Consider the following 12450-nt stretch of genomic DNA (forward strand, 5'->3'; position numbering starts at 1 on the left):
ATTCCTATAAAATTATAGAAACTAGTTGAGCAATAAGAGAATAACGAGAAAAATTTAAAAGTATTTTTATAGAAGTAGTTGAGCGATACGACTTAAGTCCAGTGGTTGTTTTATTACTTAGTCATCATTTCCCACTATAAAACCGCTTTACCACGTGGATTTAAAATATTTTTGAAGAGAATCTGTTTTAATCTTGCATGAAACACGCACTTGCATTTCTCTTTACTCTCATCATGGCAGCAGCCAGTGCACAAGAGTATGTAAATGTGAAAAAAGTGCGTCGTGCGGTGACAGACAGTATAAAATTGGATAGCATCAGTATCAATCCATCCTATTTCAAGATAGTAGATAGTCGCGGCATGCCAGTAGATTCAACAGCTTATCAGGTAGATTTTATAAAAGCGATGCTAAGTATTAAAGATGCTACCGCGATAAAAACAGATTCTATAGATATACAGTTCTTACCATTTCCAGAATTTTTAACCAGAACTTACCAGCTATACGATCCTAAAATTATTCTAGAAAATGAAACGGCTCAAGAACGTGTAGTTGCCATGCGACAACCTACAGTGCAGCGCAATTATGTGCCATTTAATGGATTGAACACCACAGGCTCTATTACACGAGGATTGCGAGTAGGAAATAATCAAAACTCAGTCGTAGACTCAGAACTGGATTTGAGAATCTCTGGTGCGCTATCTGATAAAGTCTCTTTGCGTGCTTCCATTCAAGACGCAAACGTACCACAAACTCAGAATGGCTATTCACAACGCCTCGATGAATTTGACCAGATTTTTATAGAACTCTACAGTGATGACTGGAACATAAGAGCAGGAGATGTAGACTTACAACAATCAGATTCTTACTTCAATAATTTTACAAAACGCGTACAAGGAATCTCTGGTCAGATCAAATTTGAAGGCGATAATTCTCAAGGCTATGTTCAGGCAGCTGGTGCTTTAGTACGTGGTATTTTTAATATCTCCAGATTCACTGGTCAAGAAGGTAACCAAGGTCCATATAAATTAACCGGTCGTAATGGTGAGTTGTTTATACTGGTCGTCTCTGGTAGTGAGCGTGTTTTTGTAAATGGTGTGCCGCTTACAAGAGGTGAAAATGCAGACTATGTCATAGATTATAACGCTGGCGAGGTGCGCTTTAATGCTACGTTTCCTATTACCAGTGAAATGCGTATTTCTATAGAATATCAGTACAGTGAACGTAATTTCACCCGTTTTGTAGGCTATGCAAAAGGTGGCTATGAGACTGATAAACTAGCGGTAGAAACCTACATCTATACTGAGAGTGATGCCAAAAATCAGCCGTTACAACAAAATTTAACAGAAGATCAAGTTACCATTCTCGCTGCCGCAGGAGATAATGAAGATCTCGCTATTGCACCTAGTGCGGTAGAGGACACATTTTCTGAAAACAAGATCCTATATCGCAAGGAAACCATTGCTGGTGTAGAACGATTTGTTTTTTCGCAAGATTCTAATGATGAGCTATTCAATGTACGATTCTCTTTTGTAGGTGAGAATCAAGGAGATTATGTGCTTGTAAATGACCAAGCGATTGCAAATATTTATGAATATGTGGCGCCTATCGCAGGAGTGTCGCAAGGTAGTTTTGCACCTGTGATTAGATTATTTGCACCAGAAATCATAACAATTGCAGGTGCTAAAGCCCGTTATGCACCTTCTAAAACCACTATTCTAGATACTGAAATTGCAGCCAGCAGTAATGACTTGAATCGCTTTTCAAGCATAGATGATGATGATAATCGTGGTGTTGCTGTAAAACTCGCTGTGCAACAGCAGCTATGGAAAAAGGACTCACTTACCACTTTAAGAGCTCGTGTAAAGTCTGATTATATTGACCAAAACTTTCGTAATGTAGAGCGCGTTTATAATATCGAATTTAATCGTGATTGGAACTTAGACGTCATCACCGGTAATCAACTCTTTTCTACAATTGGATTGGATTATGTGCAAGATTCCACCTTACGAGCTACTTATGAATTAGAACATCTCGAGTTTTCTGATAGTTATAGTGGTAATAGACACAACTTAAATGGTGTATATCGTGATGGTGGATGGACAGCACGCTTTCGCGGAAGCGTACTCAACACAAACGCTACTGCTCTAGAATCACAATTTTACAGAGCCAATGCTGATGTGGTAAAACGGTTCAATAATAAATGGATAGGTGCTCGATATGAGACAGAAGATAATCAGCAAACCGTGCTTGCTGATCGCAGTCTGACGGCATTATCTCAACGTTTTGCAGGTTATGAAGTCTATACTGGAGTAGGAGATAGTACTGCTGTTTTTGTAGAAGTAGGTTATAGAAATCGTGTAAATGATAGTTTGCGATTGGGCAATCTAGAGCGTGTTAACAGGTCTAATAATTATTACATAAGATCACAACCTATTAAAGATGAGTTGAGTACTTTAAAGATCTATGCAAATTATCGTGTGCTTAAAAGCGAAATAGAAACTATAGAAGATGAGGTGTCTTTTAATAGCAGACTACAATACCAGCGCAAATTTTTTGATAAAAAAGTATTGTGGAATACGACTTATGAGACCAACAGTTCTACGATACCACGACAGGATTTTACTTATGTAGCTGTTAATCCAGGACAGGGAACTTTTACCTGGATAGATTATAACGGCGATGGGATACAAGATTTAAATGAGTTTGAAGTGGCACAATTTCAAGATCAAGGGCGCTTTGTGCGCATTTTACTGCCCAATCAGGTCTTTGTGCCTACACATCAAAATAAGTTTTCTCAAACGCTTACCTTAAATCCCAGCTCGTGGTCGCAAAGCGATGGTTATAAAAAGGTGTTATCTCACTTCTATAATCAGACCAGTTACTTGATTGATCGTATGGTAGAGAGAGAAGGAGCTACGTTTGATTTGAATCCTTTCGGTACAGGAGATAATCAGCTAGGACTAAATCTCAATTTTAGAAACAGCCTGTTTTTTAATCGTGGTAAACAGAAGTATACTACTAATTACACCTACATCAGTAGTGCAAATGAAAACTTGCAAAGTATAGGTAGTCTGAGTAGTGATATAGAAAGTCATCAACTAGGTTTTATTCATAAAATTAAGGAAAGCTGGTTGTTTACCTTAGACGCTCAAACAGGTTTTAACGCTAGTGAAAGCGAAAACTTTACAAATCGCAATTTTAAAATTAACGAGCGTTTATTCAAGCCTCAAGTGTCTTATTTATTTGGTAATAGTAGCCGTGTAGATGTATTTTATGAATTGGAGTCTAAAGAAAATGTGGTCAATGAAGAAGCGATGCTCGATCAACAGAATATCGGTGTAAGTTGGTCTTTTAATAAAGAGCAAAGCTATGCCGTTAATGGCGAGATACGCTATGTAAAAAATGATTTTATAGGACAAGCATTTTCTCCTGTAGGTTTCCAAATGCTAGAAGGATTACAGCCAGGTACAAATTTTACCTGGAATCTATTATTCCAGAAAAACATTTCTAGTTTTCTAGATTTAAATATCTCTTATAGTGGACGTGACAGTGAAACCGCAAGAACCATTCACACCGGTAGTGTACAGTTAAAGGCTTATTTTTAAGTTAGAACTTTCTTATTAACTAGATTCTTTACCTATTTAACACAATCAACTCGTTATTTCATAGAGTGAAAACAGCTTTACGTCAATTGATTATATAATTCGTGTAATAGGATGGCTATTTTTAATACCTAATCTAGTAGTAACAACTAAAATCGATTATTATGAAGTACCTAGTTAAAGCCTCGCTATTATTTTTTATGTCCATCTTATTTTTAAGTTGTGATAATGATGATGGTATGGCAGACAATCAAAACCAATGTAATTATGAAGGACTAACCTTTGACGATGGAAGTACACAAACATTAATACCTGAAGCTCAATTACAAACAGAGCTTTTTCCTAATAATGGTGGACCTGGTGTAGCTGCTGTAGAGGTGTATGAGACATCTAATCCTGGTAATATATGGTTGCTAACAGATGCAGTTACCTTAAATGCTGTAGGGCCAGGTACATTAGGTATAAATGGTACAAATTATGCCGTGACTGTAACATGTCAGCGTGCAGGAACAGCTGTAGGTGATGAATTCCGTTTTGATGTAGTCACAGTAGGAGGACTGGAAGGTGAATTGTGTGTTGTTATTGACGCTGTAATACCTTAATTGAATTATATACTTTTGAAAAGAGTTATATTAGAAAAACACCGTGACTATTTAGTCACGGTGTTTTTTATTTTTAAAACATATCAATAGAAATAAATTAGCGTTTATCGAATTAAATAAACTGAAAGTATAAATCAACTTGATTCATGATGTAGGAAAATCATATTCGCAAAAAATACACTTGTAATTTATTGAATTAAAGTCATGAATGTTAAAATATGAATGTGATTTAGTGTTTTTATTGTGTTTTATCTAGTGAAAGTATCTACAAAACTATTCACACTATTAAATTGAATATATTGTGCGCTAATTCTTAAAACAGCGTCATTATGAAAAAAATTTTACTTTCAATTTTCATCTTTTTAATTTATAATAGTATTTATAGTCAGGTAGTTGTACTATCTGAGGATTTTTCAGGTATTGTTAATAATCAAACAGGTAATAGTTTTATGCTTCCTGGTTGGAATCAGACTCGGGACACAGATGTGTTGTACACAGATGGCTGGGCTGTAGATAATGGTGGTGCGTGGTTGCGAGATGGTTTCAATAATAATGGTACTACAGGAGCAATAAGAATTAATATGACTAACAATGTTAAGCGGGATTTTTTGATAAGTCCGATGGTGGATTTATCAATGGTGCCTGCTTCAGGTTCTTACACGGTTAGTTGGGATATGGCGTTTACTAATAATAATAATAGTGCAACTACTTTTCAAGCACTTAATCCAGGCGATGAGATTCATTTAGTGGTTTCCCTAGATGGTGGTGCAACCTTTACCTCTTTAATGTTTTTTGATAGTGCTAGTACAATAATAAATGGAGGAGAAACTTTTTCTGTTGATTTAGATAGCTCTTACTTTTCTAGTACTGTAGTTTTCGCTTTTTGGGCATTTGAGGGAAATGTAACAACTCTTGCGACTAATGTGTTTGTTGATAATTTTGAAGTGGCAGAGTCAGCGCCTTTATCCATTGATGAATTATCTAGTATTGAAGAAGTGTCTATATACCCAACTCTAACAACTGATAATTTGCAGGTTGAAAATTGTGAATTGCATGAAGTAATTTTATTTACTGTTACAGGAAAGCAAATTTCTGTTGAGTTCAACGATTCAACTATTTATACCAATTACTTAGAGTCAGGCATTTATTTTGTTCAGTTAATAGATGTAAATGGAAATGTTTTTACAAGGAAATTCATAAAGAGTTAAATAATAACATATATAGATTAAAGTAAAAAGGTCGCTATTTATAGCGACCTTTTTACTTTAATGAAAGAAACTTTATTGGTATTAAGTAACAATCATCCTTGAAAATCTATTAGATTTTTTTTAACCATTCGCTCATGCTTACACGGGCTTCTAGATAGTTTTTTAGGTCTTTAATAGCAATACGTTCTTGAGTCATTGTATCGCGATCTCTAACGGTAACTGCATGATCTTCTTTAGTATCGTGATCTATGGTTACACAATACGGTGTACCGTTCAAATCGTGACGTGCATAACGCTTACCTATAGAGTCCTTTTCTTCATAAGCAACTTTCATAGACCACTTTAGTTCGTCTATAATTTCGTTTGCGATTTCTGGTAATCCGTCTTTCTTTAATAATGGTAAAATAGCCGCTTTAACTGGTGCAAGAACTGCAGGTAATTTAAGGACTGTGCGCTCGCCACCACCATCTAATTTTTCTTCTTGTAAAGAATTAGAGAATACAGCTAGAAACATTCTGTCTAAACCTATCGACGTTTCCAGTACATAAGGCACGTAACTTTTATTTTCTTCATGGTCAAAGAATTGTAGTTTTTTACCACTATGCTCTTCATGTGCTTTAAGGTCAAAGTCTGTACGAGAATGAATACCTTCCAATTCTTTAAAACCAAATGGGAAGTCAAATTCGATGTCTGTTGCAGCGTTTGCATAATGTGCTAGTTTCTCATGGTCATGAAAACGGTAATTTTCTTGACCCATTCCTAGTGAGTTGTGCCATGCCATACGACGTTCTTTCCAGATTTCAAACCATTCAAGTTCTGTTCCTGGCTTTACAAAATATTGCATCTCCATTTGTTCAAATTCACGCTGACGGAAAATGAATTGACGTGCAACAATCTCGTTTCTAAAAGCTTTACCGGTTTGTGCTATTCCGAAAGGAATCTTCATACGACCAGTTTTTTGAACATTTAGAAAGTTTACAAAAATACCTTGTGCTGTTTCTGGTCTTAAATATAGATCTGTAGCAGTATCTGCACTGGCACCTATTTTAGTACCAAACATAAGGTTGAACTGGCGCACATCTGTCCAGTTTTTAGAACCTGTATCTGGATCTGCGATTTCAAGTTCTTCTATAAGTGCTTTTACACCAGCAAGATCTTCAGCCTCTAAAAGAGTAGCAAGTCTTGCAGTAGGTTCAGTAGCTTTCTTCATGTAACCCATCACACGTGGATTAGTCTGGCGATACATATCTGCATCAAAATCTTCACCAAATCTTTTAGCAGCTTTTGCTATTTCTTTATTGGCTTTTTGAAGATTTTTTTCACAATAGTCTTCTATTAACACATCTGCACGATAGCGTTTTTTAGAGTCTTTATTATCAATCAACGGATCATTAAAAGCATCTACGTGACCAGAGGCTTTCCATGTCGTAGGATGCATAAAAATAGCTGCATCTATACCTACGATATCTTGGTTTAATTGCGTCATCGCTTGCCACCAGTATTCTCTGATGTTTTTCTTTAACTCTACACCGTTTTGACCATAGTCGTAAACAGCGCTTAATCCATCATAGATTTCGCTTGATTGAAAAACATACCCGTACTCTTTTGCATGTGAGAGTACTTTTTTAAACTGATCTTGATCGTTGTTCTTTGCCATAGCTGCAAATGTAAAAAAAAGGCTCTTTGCAACGATATGATTTTGTTTATTTCGCTTTCGCGAAAGCGTAAAATAAAAAACACGCCCTAAAGCGTGTTTAAATAATTATTTGTACAAGTGTTTATCTAAGTGCCAGTTCTGAACTACTGACTCTTATACCACCATTATATAGATTGATGCGATATGTTCCTTTAACGATGTCATCCTCGTTAGATTGAACAAGTTCACAAATATCAAGTTCTTGGCCCTTGTAATTAAAAGAAACTACCTTAGAATACGTTAGTTCTTGGTCTTCAAATTGTTGCTTTTTCTTGAGTCCTAACACATTGTTATCTGGGTTAATTACTTGCAAGTAAAAAGACTGAACACCAGTAGGTGCAAGTGCATTTTGAGGTAGTGTAAAGCATACTTTTAAATCATCTACACGTCGTGCACGATCGTTTTCTATTTCTTTCCCGCTACTTCTTATAATAACTCCTTTTGTCTTAAAGTTAGTAGGTAAAAGAGTGGCTGCTTTTGCCATGCTTTCATTAAGGTTGTCAATTTCTGTTGATTTATTAGTACTAGCGATGATTTCTTCATTAAGTACTTGAAGCGTGCTGTCTTTAACACGAACTAGAGTCTCGTTTTCTCGTTCAAGTACATAAACACGTGCCGCAAGAACCTCACGCTCGTCTTTTATTTTTACTAATTCTTTACGCAGTCTAGCAAGTATGGCTACATTAGGTTCTAATCTGTTTACAGAGTCTTTAAGTCTAGTGATGCGTTCTTTAGCAGCTTCTAGGTCGCTAGTGATTGCAGTTCCTTTTTCGATTTCTATTAAATATTCTTTTTCGATGTTATCGAGTGCTTTTTCAATCTCTGTTTTTTCAATTCCTAATTGAGTAGTGATAGCCTCGTTTTTATGATGTGCTCTGTAGGTGTAACTTCCTAAGATTATTAACAATAGGACTGCTAGTCCTAGTAATATCTTTAATAAACGGTTGTCTTTTTGAGTTCCCATAATGTTATCTTTAGTCTTTTAACGCTATAAACGTACTAAATAATATATATGAAGCGCTGGATATATGATTTCTTTAACTTACTCTATCCAGAGTTGTGTGTAGGTTGTGAGAGCGTTCTTACTACTGGAGAGAACTTGCTTTGTACCTCATGCCGTACGCATTTGCCATTAACTAATTTTCATAAAACAAGTGATGAAAAAATGCGAGAACTTTTTTATACTCGTATCGATGTCCAACATGTTACAAGCTTATTTTATTATGAAAAAATAGGTGCAGTACAGCAAATGATTCATCAATTAAAGTATCGTAAAAAAGAAGAAATAAGCAGTTTTATAGGCTCTTGGTTAGGGCAAGAATTAATTGAATGCGATCTTTTTATGGATGTAGATGTAGTAGTACCTGTGCCAGTTCATCCTAAACGGCTTAAAAAACGTGGCTATAATCAGGTCGCTGGATTTGGAAATGAGCTTGCACAAATTTTAAATGCAAGTTATCGCGATGACATTTTAGTGAAAACTAAAAATACAATTAACCAAGCACGATTGAATCAAACGCAACGTAGTGATGAATCTAATAATCCATATCAACTAGTAGGATCCTTACCTCAAGGCACACATGTCTTAATAGTTGATGATGTCATTACCACAGGTACGACATTAGTTTTGTGTGCTAGAGCGTTATTAAGTATTTCTGATATAAAGATCTCTATAGCCACAATGGCAATATCAGTATAAACTGCCTTGTAAGTGTAATTCATAAAACTTTTCTATCTTTTACATAATCATAGTACCTTGCAGTCGTTATACTATACTGTGAAAAAGACCATTTTAAATATAGCGTTAGTTTTATCCATTACCATTTTATTGGTTCAATGTGCAAAACGTGGTAACCCTACCGGTGGACCTATAGATGAGGAACCACCTGTCATCTTACGTGCTTATCCCGATAATTATAGTGTTAATTTCAAGGCTCAAGAGATTGAAATAACTTTTGATGAATATATCAAATTACAAGATTTACAAAAACAGTTAGTTGTTTCTCCACCTCTTAAGAACAGACCTATAGTAACACCACAAGGTAGCGCGTCTAAAAAAATGACCATTACCATTACAGATACACTAGCGCCTAATACAACTTATACGCTCAATTTTGGGCAGAGTATAGTCGATAATAATGAATCAAATCCATATCCGTTTTTTAGATATGTTTTCAGCACGGGAACTTATATTGATTCTCTACAGCTTAATGGTAAAATAACAGATGCCTTCAATTATAAAGCAGATGACTTTGTTAATGTATTACTCTATAAAATGGATGAAGAGTATACGGATTCGTTGGTTTTTAAAGGACCGCCGTTGTACGTATTAAATACATTGGATAGTTTAAAAACCTTTACCATGGAGAATCTTGCTGCTGGTGAATACCGACTAGTAGGAGTTAAAGAAGAAAATAGTGACCTAAAATTCAATCCGCGTACTGATAAAATAGGTTATGTGACAAAGGCTGTTACTGTACCTAGTGATGAGGTTTATGAATTAAAAATGTTTCAACCAGAACTAGATCCTAGTGTTAAAAAAATTACTCATGAAGGTAAAACTAAGTTGTATGTAGCATATACAGGTAGGTTAGATTCTCTAAATGTTAAATCTCAAGAAAAGAACCTTTTTACTAAAACTAGAATTACAAAATTAGAAAAATCAGATACGTTACAATTTTGGTTTCAGCCAGAGATTGATAGGGATAGTGTCTTTTTAGATGTAAAGTATAAAGAATTTGAAGACTCAAAACGAGTTTTAATTAAAGAACGATTTGTAGATAGTCTAATTGTTAAAAAACAAAAAGATTTGTCGTTATCTAATCCATTAGTCCTTACCGCGAGTACACCTATAGAATCTTTTGACCTTTCTAAGTTTAAGGTTATAGATAAAGACTCTATAGCCATTGAATTTGACGCTCAATTAGATGTATTAAAAAACGAATTGACAATAAATTTTGAGAAAAATGAAATGCAACGTTATAAGGTAGATGTCTTACCAGGTGCAATAATTGACTTTTATGGCGAGACTACCGATACTTTAGCTTTTAATGGCACTACAAGGTCAACATCTGATTACGGAAATATGGAAATCACCCTATCATCTGGTACTCAATGGCCAGCAATTGTTCAAATAGTAAAGGAAGATTTAACCGTGATCAATGAGCAAATAGCTATTGACAATGGAGTATATGCCTTTGAGAATTTGGATCCAGGAAGTTATTTAATTCGTGTCATTTATGATGACAATGCAAATGGAAGATACGATACGGGTAATTTTCTAAAAGGATTACAGCCAGAAACTGTTGTTTATTTGCCAGAAGTAATTACGTTACAAGCAAACTGGGATGTGCGTGAAACGGTTATATTAAAGTAAACGGATCTCTATCTTCTAGAAATCTCAATTTAGACCTCAACTTTAAAACGTGCTCTTTTTTAAGTAGAACTGTTTTAATATTTTGGTTTTCCCATGGATGTTCAATAGACTCTTCTCCTAAAACGTTATAAACTTGAGAATGGCCATTGTAATCCATACCACTGCCATCAACACCAGTGCGGTTAACACCTATTGCATAGCACATGTTTTCAATTGCTCTAGCCTTTAAAAGTGCATCCCATGCATTAACTCTAGGAACTGGCCAGTTTGCTACATAGATAAGCACATCATAATCTTGTGTATTTCTAGCAAACACAGGAAACCTTAAATCATAACATATCTGTAAATTAAATTTCCATCCCAGATAGTCGGCAATAACAGGCTGTTTCCCACTGTCGTATACTTTTTGTTCACCAGCGAGCGTAAATCGGTGTTTTTTATCATATAAAGTGTAGGTACCATCAGGGCGCATAAAAATGCCGCGATTTACATACCTATTTCCTTCTTGAAACATGACACTACCATAGATGGCAAAACCACCTTTTTTTGCATGAGCTTTAAGGTACTTATAAATCTTTTCATCACTGGCTAGTTCTTCAGGATGCATAGAAAAGCCAGTCGTAAACATTTCAGGTAGAATGACTAGATCTGTGATACCATATAGTTGTTCAAGCTTTCGCGAAAATTCGACAAGATTAGCCTTAGGGTTTTCCCAGACTAGATGTGTTTGTATTAAACTTACTCTTATATCTTCTTTAGATTTCATTAATCAATTTATCTTTTGTAAAAATAGTTGCTAATTTATAAGAACCGAATTATAGACTATTTAAAATTTGAGCGGCTTTTATGATTTCATGGTCTTCTTTAGCAAAGCAAAATCGTAGCATTTTTGGGTCTGTGCCATTCATAAAGACGGATATAGGTATCGCAGCAATTTTGTAGTCAATGGTTAACCTTCTAGCAAAAGCGACATCATTTTCATCAGTAATGGAAGCATAATCTAATAATTGAAAATACGTTCCTTGGGAAGCGTCAAATGAAAATTTACTGTCTTTAATCGAATTTAAAAACAAATCTCTTTTACGTTGATAGAATGATGCTAATTCAAGATATCTGCTTTCTTCTTGTATATAATTGGCTATTGCAATTTGTGCAGGATGATTAATACTGAACACAAGGTATTGATGGACTTTATAGAATTCTTTCATTAAATATGCTGGAGCGAGACAATAGCCTGTTTTCCAACCTGTGACATGAAATGTTTTGCCAAAACTAGCTGTGATAAAACTACGCTTTTTAAGTTCAGGATACCTTGCGGCACTTAAATGTGCGTTATTATCAAAAGTAATATGTTCATATACCTCATCGCTTAATACAATTAAGTTATGTTGAACCGCTAGACGTTCTAATTGTATCATATCATCATGATTTAACATCTTACCACTAGGATTATGTGGTGAGTTAATCATTATCATCGCAGTTTTATCATTAATATGATCAATTACTTTTTGCCAGTCTATATTGAAATCGGGTAATTTCATAGGTATTTCTATCGCAATACCACCGGCCATTTGTATCGCAGGTACATAAGAGTCATATGCTGGTGTAAAGACTATTACCTCGTCACCCGAGTGAATTATTGCCTGTATTGCAGTGAATATGGCCTGAGTAGCACCGGCAGTTATACATATTTCATTACCTGGATGGTAGTTAGCTTGATGAAGTTTCAACATTTTAAGAGATATTGATTCTCTTAAAAAAGTCACTCCTGCCATAGGAGCATATTGATTGTAATTATTTTTAATTGCTGCGGTATGATAATCCTTTAAAATAGTGTCAACAGGGAAGCTAGGAAAGCCTTGGGATAAATTTAAAGCATTGTTTTTATGAGCTAAGTTGCTCATAATGGAGAATATAGAATCTTTAGTATTGGGTAGTTTAGAGTTCAGCATACTCTAATATAGTT

9 protein-coding genes are annotated in these 12450 nt (G+C 35.1%); 5 read left to right on the forward strand and 4 right to left on the reverse strand.

Features of this window, described 5'->3' with window-relative positions; translation table 11 throughout:
* The first annotated feature begins 197 nt into the window (after nt 1-197).
* The 3 genes from ACJJVI_RS06040 to ACJJVI_RS06050 all read left to right on the forward strand — a co-directional run bounded on the left by ACJJVI_RS06040 (nt 198) and on the right by ACJJVI_RS06050 (nt 5412).
* Nucleotides 198-3605 carry a hypothetical protein gene (locus ACJJVI_RS06040; RefSeq protein ID WP_405351004.1) on the forward strand — a complete coding sequence of 1136 codons (3408 nt, stop codon included), beginning with the start codon at nt 198-200 and terminating at the stop codon, nt 3603-3605.
* A gap of 161 nt (nt 3606-3766) precedes the next feature.
* Nucleotides 3767-4204, forward strand: a complete 438-nt coding sequence (locus ACJJVI_RS06045; protein WP_036583183.1) for a hypothetical protein — start codon at nt 3767-3769, stop codon at nt 4202-4204.
* A gap of 329 nt (nt 4205-4533) precedes the next feature.
* Nucleotides 4534-5412, forward strand: a complete 879-nt coding sequence (locus ACJJVI_RS06050) for a T9SS type A sorting domain-containing protein (protein ID WP_405351006.1) — start codon at nt 4534-4536, stop codon at nt 5410-5412.
* Nucleotides 5413-5521: 109 nt separating this feature from the next.
* Here the strand turns inward: ACJJVI_RS06050 and ACJJVI_RS06055 are convergent, their stop codons facing one another.
* Both ACJJVI_RS06055 and ACJJVI_RS06060 read right to left on the reverse strand, forming a co-directional pair.
* Nucleotides 5522-7069, reverse strand: coding sequence for a glycine--tRNA ligase (locus ACJJVI_RS06055; protein WP_348022036.1), 1548 nt, complete (start codon nt 7067-7069; stop codon nt 5522-5524).
* A gap of 121 nt (nt 7070-7190) precedes the next feature.
* On the reverse strand, nt 7191-8072 hold the full coding sequence (locus tag ACJJVI_RS06060; RefSeq protein WP_042245265.1) for a hypothetical protein: 882 nt from the start codon (nt 8070-8072) through the stop codon (nt 7191-7193).
* A gap of 48 nt (nt 8073-8120) precedes the next feature.
* On the opposite strand from ACJJVI_RS06060, the gene ACJJVI_RS06065 reads away from it, so the two are divergent.
* Together ACJJVI_RS06065 and ACJJVI_RS06070 are read left to right on the forward strand one after the other, a co-directional pair.
* On the forward strand, nt 8121-8807 hold the full coding sequence (locus ACJJVI_RS06065) for a ComF family protein (RefSeq protein ID WP_036583180.1): 687 nt from the start codon (nt 8121-8123) through the stop codon (nt 8805-8807).
* A gap of 78 nt (nt 8808-8885) precedes the next feature.
* Nucleotides 8886-10484, forward strand: a complete 1599-nt coding sequence (locus tag ACJJVI_RS06070; RefSeq protein WP_405351008.1) for an Ig-like domain-containing protein — start codon at nt 8886-8888, stop codon at nt 10482-10484.
* On the opposite strand, the gene ACJJVI_RS06075 is transcribed toward ACJJVI_RS06070, so the two are convergent.
* Both ACJJVI_RS06075 and ACJJVI_RS06080 read right to left on the reverse strand, forming a co-directional pair.
* On the reverse strand, nt 10471-11250 hold the full coding sequence (locus tag ACJJVI_RS06075) for a nitrilase family protein (protein ID WP_042269315.1): 780 nt from the start codon (nt 11248-11250) through the stop codon (nt 10471-10473). The two genes, ACJJVI_RS06070 and ACJJVI_RS06075, sit on opposite strands and share 14 nt — an antisense overlap.
* 49 nt (nt 11251-11299) lie before the next feature.
* Nucleotides 11300-12436, reverse strand: a complete 1137-nt coding sequence (locus ACJJVI_RS06080) for a methionine aminotransferase (protein ID WP_042269317.1) — start codon at nt 12434-12436, stop codon at nt 11300-11302.
* Nucleotides 12437-12450 lie beyond the last annotated feature (14 nt).

The organism is Nonlabens sp. Asnod3-H03 (assembly GCF_045063665.1).
GTDB lineage: Bacteria > Bacteroidota > Bacteroidia > Flavobacteriales > Flavobacteriaceae > Nonlabens > Nonlabens ulvanivorans.